The organism is Burkholderia vietnamiensis LMG 10929 (assembly GCF_000959445.1).
Lineage (GTDB): Bacteria > Pseudomonadota > Gammaproteobacteria > Burkholderiales > Burkholderiaceae > Burkholderia > Burkholderia vietnamiensis.
This window is the reverse complement of record NZ_CP009631.1, coordinates 3099540-3117737: the sequence shown is the minus strand read 5'-3', so window position 1 is coordinate 3117737 and position 18198 is coordinate 3099540. Positions and strand designations below refer to the sequence as shown.

Genomic DNA, 18198 nt, shown 5'->3' with positions numbered 1-18198 from the left:
CGCCATTTGCCAGGATGACTCATGACCGATATCGCCGCTTCCGCCAGCCAGCCCGCGCTCGTGCGCAACGAACTGAACCTCGTCTGGCTCGACATGGAGATGACCGGCCTCGATCCGGATAACGACCGCATCATCGAGATCGCCGTCGTCGTGACCAATTCCACGCTCGACATCGCGGTGGAAGGGCCCGTGTTCGCGATCCACCAGAGCGACGAAACGCTCGCGAAGATGGACGACTGGAACAAGTCCACGCATGGCCGTTCGGGGCTGATCGATCGCGTGCGCGCGTCGACCGTGACCGAGGCGCAAGCCGCCGCGCAACTGCAGGCGTTTCTGGCCGACTACGTGTCGCCCGGCAAATCGCCGATGTGCGGTAACTCGATCTGTCAAGACCGCCGCTTCATGGCGCGCTGGATGCCGGAATTCGAGCGCTTCTTCCACTACCGCAACCTCGACGTCAGCACGCTCAAGGAGCTGTGCCGCCGCTGGCAGCCCGCGATCTACAAGGGCTTCCAGAAGCGTGCGATGCACACGGCGCTCGCCGACATCCACGAGTCGATCGACGAGCTGAAGTACTACCGCGAGCACTTCCTGATTCCGGCCGCGCCCGCATCGGCCGCCTGAACGGCGCCGCGCACGCGGCGCGCGTTCAGCGCCGTGCGCTTTTCGGCCGGAACGCGGCGACCACCGCGTCGTCGGTCTCGACGTACGGGCCGCCGATCAGGTCGATGCAATAGGGCACCGCCGCAAAGATGCCGGGCACGGTCGACTTGCCGTCGGCATCGCGCAGCCCTTCGAGCGTTTCCCGGATCGACTTCGGCTGACCGGGCAGATTGATGATCAGTGCGGCGTGGTCGGCGGTCTCGCGGATCACCGCGACCTGCCGCGACAGAATCGCAGTCGGCACGAAGTTCAGGCTGATCTGCCGCATCTGTTCGCCGAACCCCGGCATTTCCTTCGTCGCGACGGTCAGCGTGGCTTCCGGCGTCACGTCGCGGCGCGCGGGGCCGGTGCCGCCGGTCGTCAGCACCAGATCGCAGCCGGCGACGTCGACCAGCTCGGCGAGCGTCGCGGAGATCGTCGGCGCGTCGTCCTGGATCAGCCGCGTCTCGGCGCGCCACGGCGAGCGCAGCGCGGCCGCGAGCCATTCCTGCAGCGCCGGAATCCCCTTGTCCTCGTAGACGCCCGCGCTCGCGCGGTCGCTGATCGACACGAGGCCGACCACGAGCTCGTCCGGGTGATTACGCTTCGTCGTCATGGTCGTCTCCGGCTTCGCCGGCCGCTTCGTCCGCATCGGCGTCGGCGTCGTCCGACCCGCTCGCGGTCTTGATCCACTGGAACAACTCGCGGAAATAGCGCGGCGGCTTGCCTTGCTGCGCTTCCTTGCGGGCATTGCGGATCAGCGTGCGGCCTTCCTGGATGTCGGCTTCCGGGTGCTGGCGCAGGAATTCGGTGAGCGCGTCGTCGTTCACGAGCAGCTGCTCGCGCGTGCGCTCGATCCAGTGCAGGCGCGCGGTGGCAGCCTTGTTGACGCCGCGCTGCGCGTCGAGCGCGGTGCGCAGCGCCGCCGTTTCGTCGTCGGTCAGCGAGCGCATCACGCGGCCGACGTACTGAAGCTGGCGGCGCTTGCCTTCGTGATCGGTGATCCGGCGCGCCTCGCGCACGGCGTCCGCGAGGGCTTCCGGCATCGGCATCCGCTTGAGCGCGTCCTTCGGCAGGTCGACCAGCGCCTGGCCGAGCTCCTGCAGCGCGTGCATCTCGCGTTTCAACTGGGATTTGCTGGGGCGATCGTAGCCGTTGTCGACGTCGTCGTCGGCATGCTCGATCGGCTGGATTCGGGTTTTGCGTGTCATGGGCGGCATTGTATCGCGGCGCGCATGCCCCAAGCTTGTCGGTGCGCGGCCGCGGACCTTGCTATGATCGCGGGATACGCAACATTTTGATCATGCGGGCGTGTCGCCCGCCACCGGATATCACGACGATGGCAGCCAATCTCGACGTACAAGCGCGCTATTTCCCGCACACGCAGGACCAGCTCAAAGAAATTGCCTCGGACATCCTTCGCCATGCGAAGGCTCTCGGCGCGACCGACGCCGCGACCGAAATCTCCGAAGGCGACGGCCTGTCGGTGTCGGTGCGCCGCGGCGAGGTCGAGACGATCGAGCACAACCGCGACAAGATGGTCGGCGTGACGGTGTTCATCGGCAAGAAGCGCGGCAACGCGAGCACGTCGGACTTCTCGCCGGCCGCGATCAAGGACACGGTCGCCGCCGCGTACAACATCGCGCGCTTCACGGCCGAGGACGATGCGGCCGGCCTCGCCGAAGCCGAGCTGCTCGAGACCGACCCGCGCGATCTCGATCTCTATCACCCGTGGGCGCTGACGGCCGACGAAGCCGTCGAGCTCGCGCGCCGCGCGGAAGACGCCGCGTTCGCGGTCAGCCCGCAGATCCGCAACTCGGAAGGCGCGAGCGTATCGGCGCAGCATTCGCAGTTCGTGCTCGCGACGTCGCGCGGCTTCCTCGCCGGCTATCCGTACTCGCGCCACTACATCGCCTGCGCGCCGATCGCCGGCAGCGGCCGGCACATGCAGCGCGACGACTGGTACACGTCGAAGCGCAGCGCCGTCGATCTCGCGGCGCCCGAAGCCGTCGGGCGCTACGCGGCCGAGCGTGCGCTCGCGCGGATGGGCGCGCGCCGTCTCGACACGCGCAAGGTTCCGGTGCTGTTCGAGGCGCCGCTCGCGGCCGGCCTGCTCGGCGCCTTCGTGCAGGCGGTGAGCGGCGGCGCGCTGTACCGCAAGACGTCGTTCCTGGTCGACAGCCTCGGCAAGCCGGTGTTCGCGCCGCACGTGCAGGTCGTCGAGGATCCGCACGTGCCGCGCGCGATGGGCAGCGCGCCGTTCGACGAGGAAGGCGTGCGCACGCGCGCGCGCAGCGTCGTCAAGGACGGCGTCGTCGAGGGGTATTTCCTGTCGACCTATTCGGCGCGCAAGCTCGGCACGCAGACGACCGGCAACGCAGGCGGCTCGCACAACCTCGCGCTGCGCAGCTCGAACACGCAGCCGGGCGACGATTTCGACGCGATGCTCAAGAAGCTCGGCACCGGTCTGCTGCTGACCGAACTGATGGGGCAGGGCGTGAACTACGTCACCGGCGATTATTCGCGCGGCGCGGCCGGCTTCTGGGTCGAGAACGGCGTGATCCAGTATCCGGTCGAGGAAATCACGGTCGCGAGCACGCTGCAGGAGATGTTCCGCCACATCGTCGCGATCGGTGCGGATTCGCTCGTGCGCGGCACGAAGGAAACCGGCTCGGTGCTGATCGAGCAGATGACGATCGCAGGGCAGTAAGCGGCGCGGCGTCGGCCGCGACCAAATGAAAAGCCCGACCGGCGCGCATGCACCGGTCGGGCTTTTTGTCGTGTGCCGCGCGTCAGTCGCGCTTGCGCGCGTAGACGACGAACGCGTAGCCGAACGTGTTCGGCGCGGCGGCCTGATGCGGGTCGCGCGAGACTTCGCGCCAGTGCGCGGGGTCGGGCGCCGGGAACGCCGCGTCGCCGTCGAAATCCGCATCGATCTCGGTGACGATCAGCTTGTCCGCGAGCATCAGGCCTTCCGCATAAAGCTGCGCACCGCCGATCAGGAACGCTTCGGCGGCGCCGTCGCGCGACGCGAGCGCGAGCGCGTCGGCGAGCGACGTGACGGTGTCGCAGCCGTCGAAGCGGCGCGCGGGATCGCGCGTCACGACGATGTTGCGACGGCCCGGCAGCGGGCGGCCGATCGACTCGTGGGTCTTGCGGCCCATCACGATCGGCGCGCCCATCGTCGTGCGCTTGAAGAACGCGAGGTCTTCGGGAAGTTTCCAGGGCAACTGGTTGTCGCGGCCGATGATGCCGTTGCGGGCACGCGCGACGATCAGGGTCAACGTCGTCATGAAGGTCGGGGAGAAGTGAAGCGGAATGGCGCCGATTCTACCGGAACGGCGGCGCCGTCAGCGCCGTGCCGATGCACGCGCATCGGCGCCGCCGCGCGTCGAATAAAAAGAGTGCCCGCCGGGGGACGGACACAGAAAAGCTGCGCGTCGCGACGGCGACGCGGGTCGCACGGTCTGCAGCGGGCGTTCGATACGGGATGCTCATCGAGTGGCCGGCATGCGAGGTCGTGTACCGGCTATTGATGCGTGCGATGCGTCGTGCCGCCGGCCATCGCGTGCTGCGTATCGACGGGCAGCGGCAACGGAGCGGGCGGTGGCGTCGGCCGCGCGAGTTCGTCCCACAACGTCACCGACAGCGCGTCGGTCGACCGCGCTTCGACGGCGGCGACCAGCTCGAAGCCACCCGCGCCGTCGTGCCGCAGGCCGTCGCCGGCCGGCACCGCGCGCTCGTGCATCGCGCGTTGTTGCGCGCACACCGATGTGAACGGGCACGCGAGCGCGAACGCAATCACGAGCCGCACGCAAGGCAATGAAAAACGTGTTCGCATGGCCACCTTCTCCGCTTCGTAATGATTCAGCGAAATGCATGCCATCGAACGCGATCGGTTGTCGCGCCTGCGATTGAGCGATATGCATCGTGAATGGCGCGCGAAAATGCCGGGAAATGTTTCAGTCGTGAAACGGCGGGGCTCGGGAATACTGCGGATTCAATCGACTCGCTTCACGGATGAAAATCAGTGCGTGTGTCGATGCATTGGATGGCCGCCGCGTAGCGGTTTTATGCAGAGGATTGACTTGCATCGACCATCGAGCGATTTGGCCGTTCGCCGCTTCGCGCTGCAACCGACCTGTCGTATTCAGCGCCTATAACAAGCTGTGTTGATCAGAAAAATAGTGGACGCGAGATAAGCGCCATCATGCGCGGCCCGACGTGGTCGCGTATCGGCATGGCGAATCGAGCTGCTTCGGCTGCCCCGATTCGATCCTTTTCGCACGTCGCTTGACGTGTGCGGCAATCGTTAGACGGTTGATGAACGGGGTGAGCACATGGAAGCCGAGCAGCGGCACGTAATCTATTTCTCGCGCGAGCCGGACGATGCATTGCGCGGCTATTTCGACGAACGCGGCTGGCGCGTCGATCTCGCGGAATCGGTGCGCGACGTCCGCCGGGTCGTGCAGCACGGCGTTGCGACGGCCGGCCTGCTCGATTTCTCGCCGGGCTTCAAGCCCGCCGAGCTGCGCGAGCTCGAGGCGTGCCTGAGCATCCAGCACATCGGCTGGATCGCGGCGACCCGGCGCGGCCAGTTGCAGGACGCCACGCTGCGACATCTGATCCGCGACTATTGCTTCGACTACGTGACGATGCCGTACGAGACGGCGCGTATCGTCGAGACCGTCGGCCATGCGCACGGGATGATCGCGCTGGCGGACGCGGCGGCAACGGCGGCGGCGCCGGTGGGCGCCGGGCGTTCCGAAGGCGAAATGGTCGGCACCTGCGACGCGATGCTCGGGTTGTTCAGGACGATCCGCCGTGTGGCCACCACCGATGCGCCCGTGTTCATCTCCGGCGAATCGGGCACCGGCAAGGAGCTGACTGCCGCGGCAATTCACGAGCGCTCGACGCGCGCGCCGGGGCCGTTCGTCGCGATCAACTGCGGCGCGATTCCGTCGACGCTGCTGCAGGCCGAACTGTTCGGCTACGAGCGCGGCGCGTTCACCGGTGCGACCCAGCGCAAGGTCGGCCGCGTGGAGGCCGCGAACGGCGGCACCCTGTTCCTCGACGAGATCGGCGACCTGCCGTTCGAGAGTCAGGCGAGCCTGTTGCGGTTTCTGCAGGAGGGCAAGATCGAGCGGCTCGGCGCGCACGTGTCGGTGCCGGTCGACGTGCGCGTGATTTGCGCGACGCACGTGGACATGGAAGCGGCGTTGCGCGAAGGGCGCTTTCGCGAGGACCTCTACCATCGTCTGTGCGTGCTGAAGATCGAGGAGCCGCCGCTGCGCGCGCGCGGCAAGGACATCGAGTTGCTCGCGCGTCACATGCTCGAACGTTTCAAGGGCGATGCGCACCGCCGGCTGCGCGGCTTCTCGCCGGATGCGATCGCCGCGCTGTACGGCTACGCGTGGCCGGGCAACGTGCGCGAGCTGATCAATCGCGTGCGCAGGGCGATCGTGATGTCGGAGGGGCGGATGATCACCGCGGCCGATCTCGAGCTGAACGAGTTCGCGGTGCTCGCGCCCGTGTCGCTGAACGAGGCGCGGGAGGCCGCCGAGCGGCAGGCGATCGAGCAGGCGCTGCTGCGTCACCGCGGCCGTTTTGCGGACGCGGCGCGCGAGCTCGGCGTGTCGCGCGTCACGCTGTACCGGCTGATGTGCGCGCACGGGATGCGCGACCGCGGCGACCCGCTCGGCGGCTTCACGCCGCCGCTGCCGGAGGTTTCTCGCCACGCTTGCTAAAATTGGCGGGTACGGCCGCCCCCGCGGCCGAAGGAACCCGCATGAAACAGTACCTCGACCTCGTTCGCACCATCCTCGACACCGGCACCTGGCAGGAGAACCGCACGGGAATCCGTACCATCAGCATGCCCGGCGCGATGCTGCGCTTCGACCTGCAGCAAGGCTTTCCGGCCGTGACGACGAAGAAGCTCGCGTTCAAGTCGGCGATCGGCGAGCTGGTCGGGTTCCTGCGTGCATCGCGCAGCGCGGCCGATTTCCGTGCGCTCGGCTGCAAGGTGTGGGACGCGAACGCGAACGACAATGCGCAGTGGCTCGCGAATCCTTACCGTCGCGGCGTCGACGATCTCGGCGACGTGTACGGCGTGCAATGGCGGCAATGGCCCGGCTACAAGGTGCTGGACGCGAGCGCCGACGCGCAGATCGCCGACGCGACGCGCCGCGGCTTCCGCGTCGTCACGCAGTTCGACGAAGACGGTGCGCCGAAGGTGTTGCTGTACAAGGCGATCGACCAGCTGCGCCAGTGCCTTGACACGATCATCGAGAACCCGTCCGACCGTCGCATCCTGTTTCACGCATGGAACCCGGCCGTGCTCGACCAGATCGCATTGCCCGCCTGCCATCTGCTGTATCAGTTCCTGCCGAACGCCGCGAAGCGCGAGATCTCGCTGTGCCTGTACATCCGCAGCAACGACGTCGGGCTCGGCACGCCGTTCAACCTGACCGAAGGCGCCGCGCTGCTGTCGCTGGTGGGGCGGCTGACCGGCTATACGCCGCGCTGGTTCACGTACTTCATCGGCGACGCGCACATCTACGAGAACCAGCTCGACATGCTGCAGCAGCAGCTCACGCGCGAGCCGTACGACAGCCCGCGGCTCGAGATCGCCGAGCGCGTGCCCGACTACGCGAAGACGGGCGTCTATGCGCCGGAGTGGCTCGAGCTGATCGAGCCGTCGGACTTCTCGCTCGTCGGCTATCGGCATCATGAGCCGCTGAGCGCGCCGATGGCGGTCTGAGCGGCGACGCAAGGCCGTACGCCGCGTAGCGCGGCGCGCACGACGGAATGACGAAGGCCCGACCGGGAACGGTCGGGCCTTTTCGTTTGCTGCGCCGCCGGTTACTGGCGGTGTCGCTCCTCGTGGGCGGCGGGCGGTGGGTTGCTCGGATGCGGCGCTTCGACGTGCGGCGCCGGCTGCGGGCGAGGCTCCACGTGCGGCGCGGGCATCGACGGTCGCGGCTCCATGCGCGGCGCCGGTTGCGGCCGCGGCATCTCATGCACGACGGGCGCCGGCGGCCGGTACTCGCTCACATGCGGCGGCGCGACTTCGCGGTGCGGCGCGGGCTGCGCGAAGTCGGCGCGCGGCTGCGGCGCGGGCGCCGGGCGTTCGGCGCGCGGTTGCCCATGCTGGGCCGGCGCCGCGAAATCGGCGTGCGGACGCGGCTGCTGCATCTGCGCGGACGTGTCGAAGCGGGGCTGCGGTGCTTCGTGCGGCGTGGGCTGCCGCTCGCCCGGTTGCGCGCCGGCCGGGGTTTGCGGACGCGGCGTCGGCGCTGCAGCGCGGACCGGCGGCAGCGCGTTCTGTCCGGCAGCGTGCAGCGCCGTCGGCGGGTTCGGGCGCTGCCGGTCCATCGGAGTATGCGGCTGCATCCAGACGGGCGCAGGCGCAGCTGCGGCATGCGCGCCGTCGTGCGCGGCCGGGCTGTTGCCGGCCGTCGGCGGATGCGGGACGCCATTGCCGGCGCCCACGGCCTGATGCTGAGCGGGGCCGGGCGCTTGGGCCGCGGCGCCGTTCGCGAAGTGCGCGGCGTTCGGCGCTGCTGCGTTCGGCGTCCGCTCGCCGTTGGGCATGCCCGGCGCAGGTTCGCTCCGTGCGCCCGGTTCAGGCGCGCCCGGCATACGTGCGTTCGGCGTCGGCACGCCGGGCCGGGCCGCTTGTGCCATCCCCGCAGCCGGCTGGCCGGCAGTCGCCCCATGCGCGGGCTGCACGACCGGCCCGTGCGGATTCACGAGCTGCACGTTGCGCATCGCCCACGCGCCGCCGGCCGGGTTGCCCGGCACGTGGACCGGCCGCGGCGTGTAGTCGGCCGGCACGCTGGTCTTCACGACCGGCGCACCCGCACCGGGCACGCGCGCTCCCTGGCGCGCGAGCTGCGCGGCCGCCTGGTCGCGATAGGCGGGCGGCACGGCCGGATTGCGCGTCGCGACGAACGGGTGTTGTCCGAGCGCCGCCGGCGGCCGGTAGGCGGCCGTGCGCAGACCGCCGGTGAAGCTCTGCCGCACCGGCGCAATGCCCGGCGTACCCGGCATCACGTGTGCGTTGCGCCATTGCCGCGGGTCGACGTGCTGTGCGACGCGCGCGACCGGCTGACCGTGGACGAACGCGGCGGCCGGCACGGCGGTGATCGCATGCGGCGCGCGGAAGTTCACGTAGGTCTTGTTGATGTTCGTGATGTTCACCGTCTTGTTGACCGTCACGTTGTTCACGACGATGTTGCGGTTCACGCGCTCGTAGTAGTGCGGGCTCCAGCCGCCCCAGCCGGGATGCCACGGTTCGCCCGGCCCCAGCGCGAACCACGCGCAGCCGGCCGCCGCGATGCCGCCGACCGTCAATGCGACGCTCCAGTCGGGCCCGCCGCCGCCGCCCACGAACGCGACGAGCGCCGGCGCATAGGCGGGCGGCTGGCTGACGACCATCGGGCCGGGCACCCAGGCCCAGCTGTCGTCGACGTAGGCCCAGCGGCCGTAGTGGTACGGCGCGAAGCCCCACGGCGCATCGTCGACCCAGGTCCAGCCCCACGGCGCCTGCCAGATCCAGTGCCCGTCGTGATACGGCGCCCAGTCGGCCGGCGTGTCGTTCGGCACCCATACCGCACCGTAGTTCGGCGTTTCGCGCCACGTGCCGTTCGCGTCGAGATCCTGGTAGCCCGGAATGTCGCGCGACACGTAGCGGGCCGACACCGAGCGTTGCTCGGCCGCGTCGCGGCTCGCGGCCCACTGGTCGAGCGGGTCCGGCGCCGGCGCGGCCGCTTGCTGGGCGACCTGCAGGTCGGTGCCGGTGAACACGACCTGCTGTCCGGGCGACAGCGGGTACTGGCCGTTGCTGCCGTAGACGGTTGCGTTGCCGCTGCGCACGGTGACCGTCGTGCTCGCACCGTCCGGCGCGACGTCGACGCGATAGTCGCCGGGGCCGGCGATGCCCAATGCGAGGTTCGGCGTGTCGATCTCGTACGAGCCGCCGGGCGGCAGATTGCGCACGTGCGTCGACACCGTGCCGAGCCCGACTTTCAGCTGCGTGGTCGTGTCGTCGAGGTTCAGTACCGACAGGCTCGTCGATTCGCCGAGACGCACCGCCGTCGAGCCGATATGCAGCTCCGAGCGCGCGCCGGCGTCGTTCCACAGCTGGTCGCCGGTCGTCAGCGGCCGGTTCACGGCCGCATACGACCACGTATCGGTGCCGGCCGGCTCGGTCGTCACGGCGCCGGACAAATAATCGAGCCGCGCGACGCGGCCGGGCGGATCGCCGCCCGCTTGCCGCGCGGCGGCCGCATACGGCGGCGCGGCGGTGGATTGCGCAAACGCGGCGGGCAGGCTCGCCAGTGCGGCGAACGCGAGCAGGGCGCAGCGGGCGGTACGCCTGAGCGTGAACAGGGAGTCCATCATGAGCGTCATCGTCGTTGTCTCGGCGCGTCGATTCGTGCCGTCCAGCTCACGATATCCGCTCGGGCTGTTTCAGTGCTCGGTGTTTTGTAAGTCCGACCGCATCCGATGTAACAAAACCTGTCCAGCGGCCGCGGTTGTCGTCTGCGCGCAATGTGCGCGTCAAGCGGACGTAAGCCAGTCGTCGAAAACGCGCTGGCCGGACACGGTGACGCGCAGCACGCGCGGCCGCGCGGTGCGCTCGATCCAGCCGTGTGCGCAGAAGCTGTCGAGCAGTGCCGCGCCGAGCGCGCCGCCGAGATGCGCGCGGCGCTCGCTCCAGTCGAGGCAGCCGCAGGCGAAGCGGCGCCGGCGCGCGCGCTGCTGCGCAACGTCGATGCCCCAGCGCGCGAGCGCGTGGGCGCCGACGTCGGTGGTCTCGATCGCGTCGCCGGTCGCGTGCAGCCAGCCGCGGGCAGTCAGGCCGTCGAAGATGCGGACCGCGAGCTCGCCGGCCATGTGGTCATAGCAGGTGCGCGCGTAGCGCAGCTCGGCCGGCACCGTACGCGACGGCGGCGGCACCGGACGGTTCGGCGCGGCGGCGCGCGCCACGTTCGCGAGCGCCTCGAGCGACGCCGCGACGTCGGACGACGCGAGCCGGTAATAACGATGTCGGCCGCGGACGTCGAGCGCGAGCAGCCCGCTGTCGGTCAGGCGCGCCAGATGCGCGCTTGCCGCGGACGGCGACAGCCCCGCGATCATCGTCAATTCGCCGGCCGGCCGCGCGCTGCCGTCCATCAGCACCCACAGCATCGCCGCGCGCCCGGGATCGGCGAGCAATGCGCCGATCCGGCTCAGGCCGGGAAAGTGGTGATCGTCCTGATCGGTCATCGTCGTGCCTCGTCGGAGCGGGTGGAGTCACTGCAGTGTAGTGGCAGCATCGATTCGATGTTTCGGGCTCGGCTGAAATGTCGGATGCGACGGCTGACGTACCGCCGTGTACCGCGGCGGCCGCCGGCCGCGCCCGCGTAGAATGGCCGCACGCGGCGGCAGTGGGCCGCCGCATGGGATGCGATCTGACGATGAAGACGATTTTTTGCCTGGTGGCGGCCGCGCTCCTCTGCGCCGCCTGTGCGCAGGGCGGCAGCGATGCCGCAGGCGGGCGGGGCGGCAGCATCGAGATGTACGGGACGATCGATCAGGGAGTCACGCTGCGCCACTGATGCGGAGGCTGTCGATGCCGCTCGCGAAGCCGCTTTCGGGCCGGTGCGCGGCTGGGTGGGAGGTTTGATGGGAAGCCCGACACGAGGCCAGATGCGAGGGGCTGATGTGAGACCCAACGTGTCCCCTGATGCGCACCCGATGCGCACCTGCACAGCGCACACTGCCACGATGCCGACGCCCCCAGCCCGCCCGCGACGCATTGCCGCAGTGCAACGTATAATGCGCCGACCGCAGCACCCCGTAGCCTGGAGCCCCCACGATGTCGCAATCTTCCCCCGTACCCGCCGCCCTCGACCGCACCGAAACCGTGTTCCGCTTCCTGGCCGAGCCGTCGTCCGTGAACTTCGGCGGCAAGGTGCACGGCGGCGCGCTGATGAAGTGGATCGACGAGGTCGCGTATGCGTGCGCGGCCGTGTGGTCGAGCCGCTATTGCGTGACGGTGAGCGTCGGCAACATCCGGTTCCAGCGGCCGATTCTGGTCGGCAATCTGGTCGAGCTGAAGGCGCGCGTCGTCGCGACGGGCCGCACCAGCATGCACATTCACGTGTCCGTGCACGCCGGCGATCCGAAGGGCGGCGTGCTGCGTCAGACGACGGACTGCCTCGTCGTGTTCGTCGCCGTCGACGAAAACGGCAACCCGGTGCCGGTGCCGCCGTTCGTCCCCGAGACCGCCGAGCAGAAGGTGCTCGCGAAGTATGCGAGCGACGTGCGCGCCGCGCTCGACAAGATCATCGAGATGAAGCCCGAGGAAGTGGCGAACGGCACGGTCTGACGGCTGCGGGCGCAGCCGTCGCGCCGCGCCCGCCGCGCCCGTCGCCACATCGCGCGAAACCCGCGATCAGCGCGAACCGATCATCTGCTCGGGCCGCACCCATTCGTCGAATTCCGCTTCGGTGAGGTAGCCGAGCGCGAGCGCGGCCGCCTTCAGCGTCGTGCCTTCCTTGTGCGCCTTCTTCGCGATCTGCGCGGACTTGTCGTAGCCGATGTGCGGATTGAGCGCGGTCACGAGCATCAGCGATTCGTTCAACAGCAGGTCGATGCGCGCCCGGTTCGGCTCGATGCCGACCGCGCAGTGGTCGTTGAAGCTCTGCGCGCCGTCGGCGAGCAGGCGCACCGACTGCAGCACGTTGTGCGCGATCATCGGCCGGAACACGTTCAGCTCGAAGTTGCCGCTCGCGCCGCCGACGTTTACCGCGACGTCGTTGCCGAACACCTGGCAGCACAGCATCGTCACGGCTTCCGACTGCGTCGGGTTCACCTTGCCCGGCATGATCGAGCTGCCCGGCTCGTTTTCCGGAATCGACAGCTCGCCGAGCCCGCAGCGCGGCCCGCTCGCGAGCCAGCGCACGTCGTTCGCGATCTTCATCAGCCCGGCCGCGACCGTCTTGAGCGCGCCGTGTGCGAACACCAGCGCGTCGGCGGCCGCCATCACCTCGAACTTGCTCGGCGCGGTGACGAACGGCAGCTTGGTCAGGCGCCCGATCTCGTCGGCCACGCGCACCGCGAATTCCGGATGCGCGTTCAGCCCGGTGCCGACCGCGGTGCCGCCGAGCGCGAGCTCGTACAGGTGCGGCAGCGCCGATTCGACGTGCCGGATGCCCTGATCGAGTTGCGCGACATAACCGGAGAACTCCTGGCCGAGCGTGAGCGGCGTCGCGTCCTGCAGGTGCGTGCGGCCGATCTTCACGATATCGGCGAACGCCTTCGACTTTGCGTCGAGCGTCGTGCGCAGCGTGCGCAGCGCGGGCAGCAGGTGGTTGACGATCGCGTAGGCGGCCGCGACGTGCATCGCGGTCGGGAACACGTCGTTCGACGACTGGCCGCGGTTCACGTCGTCGTTCGGATGAACCTTGCGCGCTTCGCCGCGCTCGCCGCCGAGCAGCTCGCTCGCGCGGTTCGCGATCACTTCGTTCAGGTTCATGTTGGTCTGCGTGCCGGAGCCCGTCTGCCACACGGCGAGCGGGAATTCACGCGGATGCTTGCCCGCGATGATCTCGTCGGCCGCATCGATGATCGCGCGCGCCTTGTCGTCGGCGAGGACGCCGAGCGCCTGGTTCACGGCGGCCGCGGCGCGCTTCACGATCGCGAGCGCGTGGATCAGCTCGGGCGACTGCTTCTCCGTCGAGATCCGGAAATTCTGCAGCGAGCGCTCGGTCTGCGCGCCCCAGAGCCGGTCGGCGGGCACGGCGATCTCGCCGAACGTGTCGCGTTCCATCCGAACTGCTTCGTTCATGATGCACTCCTGTCGGAAAGGGAAGGGCCGCGCGTCGCGCGGCGTCGGGCATGGCGTGGTGTGGCGTGATGCGGCATGGCATCGGGCAGCCGCGCCGCCGGCGCGGCGTCGCGGATGCGCCAGCGGACAAGCATAGCGCCGGCCGCGATTTCGCGTCGTGTCGCGCTTCAGCGCGGCGCGGCGATCAGCGACGACGTCTTCAGATGGAAGCGCCACGCCATCAGCACGGCGACGCTCGCGAGGCCGGCCGCGAGGCCCCACCACAGGCCGCGTGCGCCGAGCCCCGCGTGAAAGGCGAGCCAGTACCCGGTCGGAAAGCCGATGCCCCAGTAGCCGAAGGTCGCCGCGAGCATCGGGATGCGCGTATCGCGCAGCCCGCGCAGCGCGCCGGAGCCCACCGTCTGCATCCCGTCGACGATCTGGAACACCGCGGCGATGCCGAGCAGCGACGCGGCGAGCGACACGGTCGCCGCGTTGGCCGGGTCGTCGAGGTGCAGATACAGGCCGACGATCGCGTGCGGCGCGAGGATCAGCACGAGCCCCGACAGCGACATGAACGCGACGCCGAGGCCGAGCGCGACGAAGCCCGCATGCCGCGCGGCGACCGGGTCGCCGGCGCCGATCCAGTAGCCGACCCGCACGTTGGCCGCCTGGCCGATCGCGAGCGGCACCATGAACGCCACCGACGCGACGTTCAGCGCGATCTGGTGCGCCGCAAGCGCCGTCGCGCCGAGCACGCCGACGGTCAGCCCGGTCGCGAGAAAGAGCGTCGATTCGACGCCGTACGTGATCGCGACCGGCCAGCCGATGCCGATCAGCTCGCCCATCATCGGCAGCTTCGGGCGCGCGGCGCTCACGAAGTGGCGGAACCGCGCGCGGCCGTGCAGCAGCCAGATCAGCGCGAACGCGGTGAGCCAGATCGTGATGGTGGTCGCGACCGCGGAGCCGAGGAAGCCGAGCCTCGGCAGGCCGTATGCGCCGTGGATCAGGCCGTAGTTCAGCACGGCATTGACGCCGATGCCGCCGATCGACACCCACAGCAGCCGCCGCGCGGCGCCGATCGCCGGCAGGAAGGCCCGCATCAGCCCGACGCCGATCAGGCTGCCGAGCGCCGCGAAGCGCAGGATGCCGGTGTATTCGCCGACGTGCTGCGCGAGCGTCGGCGGCTCGTGGAACATCAGCAGGAGCGGTTCCGACAGCGACAGCGCGACGACCGCCGGAATCGCGAGCAGCACCGACAGCACGAAGCCGGTCCAGTAGATGTGCGGCACGCGATGTTCGGCCTGCGCGCCGCGCGCATGCGCGACGCTCACGCTGACGGACGACAGCACGCCCTGCAGCACGGTCACGATGACGAAGAAGAAATTCGCGCCGAGGCCGCCGGCCGCCAGCGAATCGGGGCCGAGCGAGCCGAGCAGCACGGTGTCGGTGACGCTCATCGCCATCTGCGAGAGCTGCGCGATCGCCAGCGGTGCGGCGAGGCGCGCGGTATCGACGGCATGGCGGGAGAGCGACGGCGGCGCGGCGGCCGTCCGCGTGAGACCGGAATGCGACATGGGATGGGCGCTCGCGCGGCGACAGGCCGGCGCTGTCCGTATTTATTTTGAGAGACGCCTAGCTTACGGCTTTCTTCGAATGGTGTCGAACGCGCGCGCCGATGGCCATGTCGGGCTCAGGGGCACCGCTACGCGTCGTGGACCGCGATGCGCGTGTCGCCGAACAGCACGACCTGGCCCGCGCGAATCTTGCAGGTCTTGCGCAGTTCGACCACGCCGTCGACCTTCACCGCGCCGGACGCGACGAACATCTTCGCCGTTCCGCCGCTGTCCGCGAGACCGGTGATCTTGAGCAGGTTGTGCAACTCGACGTATTCGCCGGTCAGCGTGAAATCCAGATTGGGCATGACGAAGGTGGCGCGGGCTGCGCGGGAGGAATCGCCCCGCATCATACGGCAGCAACGCGGGCCGCGCGAGTGCGCCGGCCTGTTGTTAGCGTCTGTGAGCGAGACGTCAGCAAATGAAACGGTGGGTAACAGTCTGAGAGATTCGAGAACCGGTGCCGCCGGGCGCGGGTCTTTCATCGTGCCTGCTGCGTGTTGCGGCAGGTCACGCGACGGAGCGCATCGATGCGTTCCGCGCCCGCAACTTCTCGAGGAGGATAGTCATGTCCAAGATTCATACGATGCTGATCGGTGCCGCGCTGACGGTGTTTGCCACTTCGGCCGCGTTTGCCCAGACGGGCACGGCCGCGCAGGGCACGGCCGGTGCCGGCGTGCAGACCCAGGCGCCGGGCGCGGGCGAGGGCGCCGGTGCGGGCATGCAGGGCGGTGCCGGCGCGAACGCGTCGGGCAACGCGGTCGGCGACGGCGCGACCGATACGGCGGCTTCGTCGGTCCATTCGACCAAGAAGCACATGAAGCACACGACGAAGTCGGCCAAGCATCGTGCCGGCACGACCAAGTCGAAGGTCGGCGACGAAGCCGTGGAAGGCGGCGCTTCGGCTGCCGGCGGGACGCAGTAAGCGGTGTCGGGCCGCCGCTCGCCGCTCGCCCCGGACGGCGCGGCGTGACGATGTGACGACGTGGCGGCGACACTCGCGCGGCCCGGTTTGCTTGATGCGAGCCGGGCCGCGCTTCATTCGGGCAGACCGGCGCTCAGGGCCGCCGCTGTTCCGGCCCCGGCCCCGGTGCCGGGCGCGCGGCGACCGGCGCGAAGACGCTGCGCAGCCACGCGGCGAGCCGCGCGAACACGTCGTACGGCTCTTCGACGAAGATCTCCGGCTTCAGGAGCCGCAGATATTCCATCAGCTGCTGCGCTTCCTGTTTCTGGAACGATCCGTGCGACAGCGCGAGCCGCAGCAGCCCGCGCAGTTCGCCGAGCTTGTCGCGCGCCGCGCTGCCGACGCTCATCTCGCACGCGAGCTTGGCCTCGTAGATGCGCTGCCGCAGCGATTCGGCGAGTCGCCACGCGGGCGTCTGCATCATTTCCTCGAGCGCCTGGATGTCCTGCACCGCGCTCTTGATCTGCGCGGCCATCGGATCGACCAGCGACGCATCGCCCTGCGCCTCGGCGACGATCGCCTTGGCCCAGTCGCGGCACGCCTTCGCGAGTTCGTCGGGCGTCCATTCGGCGCGCGACGCGAAGCCGAAGCCGAACTCGCCGGCCTGCCGCATCAGGATCGCGACGACGTCCGGGAATTCCTTGTCGAGCGTGCGTTTCGCCCACGCGTACTGACCGCCTTCGAGCATCCGCTGCACCGCGTGCTCGGTCAGCGGCACCATGTTGTCGAGCAGCTTGGCGCGCAGGAAGTCCTCGAACGACGGCGTCGCGAATTGCGGGTCGAGTTTCAGCGACACGCGCACGAATGCGTCGTAGTCCTTGCGCAGGGACGCAAGCGTGTCGTCCTTGAGGGAAAGAGTGATCTGGCCCATGAATGGTCTCGATGGCGGCCCGTGCGGACCGGTGGCCGCCACTGTCCGCCGGTACGGGTGCGGCGTCGGCGGACCGGTTCACGCCGAGGCCGATGGCGGGTCTTCATCCGCTATATCGGCCCGTACGACGAAAACTTGAGCACCGCCGGCGACGCTCGTCAGGCCGGCAGCCAGTGGGGGATTACGACCCCTTGCCAGAAGAAGAACACCGCGAGCCCGACCGCGATCGTCACGAGCGGCCGGCGGGTCGTCGCGGACACGAGCACGGCCGCGAGCGCGCCGACGAGCTGCGGGTTGCGCCAGGTGAGCTCGGCCGTGCCGCCGTGCGGGGCGACGGTCATCGGCACGATGATCGCGGTCAGCACGGTGACGGGGACGAAGCCGAGCGCGGTCCGCACCAGCGGCGGGAAGGTCAGCCGCTCGCCGAACAGGAACAGCGTCGTGCGGATCGCATAGGTGATGGCGGCCATGCCGAGGATCAGCAGCGCGTAGCTCACGATGCGGCCTCCGTGCGCGAATCGGGCCGCGCGCGCTCGCGCGCGAGCGTGAGCGCGACGCCGACCGCGACGCCGGCGGCAACCGCGCCCAGCAGCCCGAGCTTGTACGGCCAGCCCTGCCAGAAGTACGCGAGCGTGCCGGCCGTCGCGGCGGCCGCGAAGTAGCGCAGCGTGCGCAGCTGCGGGACGACGATCGAGATGAAGGTGGCCGCCATCGCGAAGTCGAGGCCGAGCGACTGCAGGCCGGGGAACGCCGCGCCGAAGCCGATGCCCGCGAGCGTCCAGACCTGCCAGTTCAGGTACATCGCGAGGCCCGAGCCGAAGAAGTAGTGGGGGCCGATCGTGCCGGGCTTGAAGTGCCGGTAGTGGGCGTACGCGACCGCGAACACTTCGTCGGTCATCAGCGCGCCGAGCGTCGCGCGCCAGCGCAGCGGCAGGTGGGCGACATAGGGCGCGAGCGTCGCGCTGTACAGCAGGTGGCGCAGGTTCACGATCAGCGTGGTCGCGAGCACGACGACGAAGCTCGCGCTGCCGGCGATCAGGCCGAGCGCGATGAATTGCGCGGAGCCCGCGAACACCGTGAGCGACATCAGCGCGCCGTGCCACGCGGCGAGCGGGCCGCCGGCGACCAGCGTGCCGAAGATCACGCCGAACGGGGCGGCGCCGATCATCATCGGGATCGTGTCGCGCGCGCCGTCGAGCGATTCGGTCAACGCACGGCGCGGCGGTGCGGAGGAAGTGGGTGTCGGGTTCAAAGTGCGCGTCTCCATGACGACGGAGGATAGCGGGGC

19 protein-coding genes are annotated in these 18198 nt (G+C 69.5%); 7 read left to right on the top strand and 12 right to left on the bottom strand.

Annotation, left to right across the window (positions count from 1 at the left end; genetic code table 11):
• Positions 1-21: 21 nt before the first annotated feature.
• The gene (gene orn / locus AK36_RS24000; RefSeq protein WP_011883871.1) at positions 22-624 is read left to right on the top strand and encodes an oligoribonuclease; all 603 of its coding nucleotides are present in this window, start codon (positions 22-24) and stop codon (positions 622-624) included.
• A gap of 25 nt (positions 625-649) precedes the next feature.
• On the opposite strand, the gene mog is transcribed toward orn, so the two are convergent.
• Positions 650-1258: a molybdopterin adenylyltransferase gene (mog, locus tag AK36_RS23995; RefSeq protein WP_080938731.1), complete on the bottom strand. Its 609-nt coding sequence runs from the start codon at positions 1256-1258 to the stop codon at positions 650-652.
• On the bottom strand, positions 1242-1853 hold the full coding sequence (gene yjgA, locus AK36_RS23990; RefSeq protein ID WP_276525332.1) for a ribosome biogenesis factor YjgA: 612 nt from the start codon (positions 1851-1853) through the stop codon (positions 1242-1244). The genes mog and yjgA overlap by 17 nt, the downstream gene beginning before the upstream one ends.
• Before the next feature lie 128 nt (positions 1854-1981).
• On the opposite strand from yjgA, the gene pmbA reads away from it, so the two are divergent.
• A complete protein-coding gene (pmbA, locus tag AK36_RS23985; RefSeq protein WP_014722694.1) occupies positions 1982-3352 on the top strand; it encodes a metalloprotease PmbA in 1371 nt (456 codons plus the stop codon).
• Positions 3353-3434: 82 nt separating this feature from the next.
• Here pmbA and AK36_RS23980 read toward each other — a convergent pair whose 3' ends face one another.
• A complete protein-coding gene (locus AK36_RS23980) occupies positions 3435-3935 on the bottom strand; it encodes a dihydrofolate reductase (protein WP_011883878.1) in 501 nt (166 codons plus the stop codon).
• Positions 3936-4171: 236 nt separating this feature from the next.
• Entirely contained in the window at positions 4172-4483 is a 312-nt protein-coding gene (locus tag AK36_RS23975) for a hypothetical protein (RefSeq protein ID WP_011883880.1), read from the bottom strand.
• Positions 4484-4982: 499 nt separating this feature from the next.
• Between AK36_RS23975 and AK36_RS23970 the strand changes: the two genes are divergently transcribed.
• Together AK36_RS23970 and AK36_RS23965 are read left to right on the top strand one after the other, a co-directional pair.
• Complete coding sequence (locus AK36_RS23970) at positions 4983-6389, top strand: sigma-54 dependent transcriptional regulator (protein WP_011883881.1); 1407 nt, start codon at positions 4983-4985, stop codon at positions 6387-6389.
• A gap of 41 nt (positions 6390-6430) precedes the next feature.
• Positions 6431-7402 (top strand): thymidylate synthase, encoded by a 972-nt coding sequence (locus AK36_RS23965; RefSeq protein ID WP_045579335.1) that lies wholly within the window; start codon positions 6431-6433, stop codon positions 7400-7402.
• A gap of 101 nt (positions 7403-7503) precedes the next feature.
• Here AK36_RS23965 and AK36_RS23960 read toward each other — a convergent pair whose 3' ends face one another.
• Positions 7504-10044, bottom strand: coding sequence for a DUF6600 domain-containing protein (locus AK36_RS23960; protein ID WP_045579501.1), 2541 nt, complete (start codon positions 10042-10044; stop codon positions 7504-7506).
• A gap of 162 nt (positions 10045-10206) precedes the next feature.
• Entirely contained in the window at positions 10207-10914 is a 708-nt protein-coding gene (locus AK36_RS23955; RefSeq protein WP_045579334.1) for an ArsR/SmtB family transcription factor, read from the bottom strand.
• Positions 10915-11105: 191 nt separating this feature from the next.
• Here AK36_RS23955 and AK36_RS34020 point away from each other — a divergent pair, with 191 nt between their 5' ends.
• Both AK36_RS34020 and AK36_RS23945 read left to right on the top strand, forming a co-directional pair.
• A complete protein-coding gene (locus AK36_RS34020) occupies positions 11106-11246 on the top strand; it encodes a hypothetical protein (RefSeq protein ID WP_164715996.1) in 141 nt (46 codons plus the stop codon).
• A gap of 260 nt (positions 11247-11506) precedes the next feature.
• Entirely contained in the window at positions 11507-12019 is a 513-nt protein-coding gene (locus tag AK36_RS23945) for an acyl-CoA thioesterase (protein ID WP_011883890.1), read from the top strand.
• A 66-nt stretch (positions 12020-12085) separates the two neighbouring features.
• On the opposite strand, the gene fumC is transcribed toward AK36_RS23945, so the two are convergent.
• The 3 genes from fumC to AK36_RS23930 form a co-directional block, all read right to left on the bottom strand.
• Complete coding sequence (gene fumC / locus AK36_RS23940) at positions 12086-13480, bottom strand: class II fumarate hydratase (RefSeq protein WP_014722698.1); 1395 nt, start codon at positions 13478-13480, stop codon at positions 12086-12088.
• Positions 13481-13647: 167 nt separating this feature from the next.
• Entirely contained in the window at positions 13648-15036 is a 1389-nt protein-coding gene (gene norM, locus AK36_RS23935; protein WP_011883895.1) for a multidrug efflux MATE transporter NorM, read from the bottom strand.
• Between the two features lie 128 nt (positions 15037-15164).
• On the bottom strand, positions 15165-15383 hold the full coding sequence (locus AK36_RS23930) for an RNA-binding S4 domain-containing protein (protein ID WP_006753074.1): 219 nt from the start codon (positions 15381-15383) through the stop codon (positions 15165-15167).
• 260 nt (positions 15384-15643) lie between these two features.
• Here AK36_RS23930 and AK36_RS23925 point away from each other — a divergent pair, with 260 nt between their 5' ends.
• Complete coding sequence (locus tag AK36_RS23925) at positions 15644-16000, top strand: hypothetical protein (protein ID WP_045579333.1); 357 nt, start codon at positions 15644-15646, stop codon at positions 15998-16000.
• Positions 16001-16133: 133 nt separating this feature from the next.
• On the opposite strand, the gene AK36_RS23920 is transcribed toward AK36_RS23925, so the two are convergent.
• From AK36_RS23920 to AK36_RS23910, 3 genes are all read right to left on the bottom strand, one after another.
• Complete coding sequence (locus AK36_RS23920; RefSeq protein WP_011883900.1) at positions 16134-16910, bottom strand: DUF4088 family protein; 777 nt, start codon at positions 16908-16910, stop codon at positions 16134-16136.
• Between the two features lie 158 nt (positions 16911-17068).
• On the bottom strand, positions 17069-17407 hold the full coding sequence (locus AK36_RS23915) for an AzlD domain-containing protein (protein ID WP_011883902.1): 339 nt from the start codon (positions 17405-17407) through the stop codon (positions 17069-17071).
• Positions 17404-18177, bottom strand: coding sequence for an AzlC family ABC transporter permease (locus AK36_RS23910; RefSeq protein ID WP_045579332.1), 774 nt, complete (start codon positions 18175-18177; stop codon positions 17404-17406). The genes AK36_RS23915 and AK36_RS23910 overlap by 4 nt, the downstream gene beginning before the upstream one ends.
• Between the last annotated feature and the right edge of the window lie 21 nt (positions 18178-18198).

What these genes read in the sequence shown, in the direction of transcription:
- orn (WP_011883871.1), top strand. Translation starts at nt 22, where the DNA reads ATGACCGATATCGCCGCTTCCGCCAGCCAGCCCGCGCTCGTGCGCAAC.
- mog (WP_080938731.1), bottom strand. Translation starts at nt 1,258, where the DNA reads ATGACGACGAAGCGTAATCACCCGGACGAGCTCGTGGTCGGCCTCGTG.
- yjgA (WP_276525332.1), bottom strand. Translation starts at nt 1,853, where the DNA reads ATGACACGCAAAACCCGAATCCAGCCGATCGAGCATGCCGACGACGAC.
- pmbA (WP_014722694.1), top strand. Translation starts at nt 1,982, where the DNA reads ATGGCAGCCAATCTCGACGTACAAGCGCGCTATTTCCCGCACACGCAG.
- AK36_RS23980 (WP_011883878.1), bottom strand. Translation starts at nt 3,935, where the DNA reads ATGACGACGTTGACCCTGATCGTCGCGCGTGCCCGCAACGGCATCATC.
- AK36_RS23975 (WP_011883880.1), bottom strand. Translation starts at nt 4,483, where the DNA reads ATGCGAACACGTTTTTCATTGCCTTGCGTGCGGCTCGTGATTGCGTTC.
- AK36_RS23970 (WP_011883881.1), top strand. Translation starts at nt 4,983, where the DNA reads ATGGAAGCCGAGCAGCGGCACGTAATCTATTTCTCGCGCGAGCCGGAC.
- AK36_RS23965 (WP_045579335.1), top strand. Translation starts at nt 6,431, where the DNA reads ATGAAACAGTACCTCGACCTCGTTCGCACCATCCTCGACACCGGCACC.
- AK36_RS23960 (WP_045579501.1), bottom strand. Translation starts at nt 10,044, where the DNA reads ATGGACTCCCTGTTCACGCTCAGGCGTACCGCCCGCTGCGCCCTGCTC.
- AK36_RS23955 (WP_045579334.1), bottom strand. Translation starts at nt 10,914, where the DNA reads ATGACCGATCAGGACGATCACCACTTTCCCGGCCTGAGCCGGATCGGC.
- AK36_RS34020 (WP_164715996.1), top strand. Translation starts at nt 11,106, where the DNA reads ATGAAGACGATTTTTTGCCTGGTGGCGGCCGCGCTCCTCTGCGCCGCC.
- AK36_RS23945 (WP_011883890.1), top strand. Translation starts at nt 11,507, where the DNA reads ATGTCGCAATCTTCCCCCGTACCCGCCGCCCTCGACCGCACCGAAACC.
- fumC (WP_014722698.1), bottom strand. Translation starts at nt 13,480, where the DNA reads ATGAACGAAGCAGTTCGGATGGAACGCGACACGTTCGGCGAGATCGCC.
- norM (WP_011883895.1), bottom strand. Translation starts at nt 15,036, where the DNA reads ATGTCGCATTCCGGTCTCACGCGGACGGCCGCCGCGCCGCCGTCGCTC.
- AK36_RS23930 (WP_006753074.1), bottom strand. Translation starts at nt 15,383, where the DNA reads ATGCCCAATCTGGATTTCACGCTGACCGGCGAATACGTCGAGTTGCAC.
- AK36_RS23925 (WP_045579333.1), top strand. Translation starts at nt 15,644, where the DNA reads ATGTCCAAGATTCATACGATGCTGATCGGTGCCGCGCTGACGGTGTTT.
- AK36_RS23920 (WP_011883900.1), bottom strand. Translation starts at nt 16,910, where the DNA reads ATGGGCCAGATCACTCTTTCCCTCAAGGACGACACGCTTGCGTCCCTG.
- AK36_RS23910 (WP_045579332.1), bottom strand. Translation starts at nt 18,177, where the DNA reads ATGGAGACGCGCACTTTGAACCCGACACCCACTTCCTCCGCACCGCCG.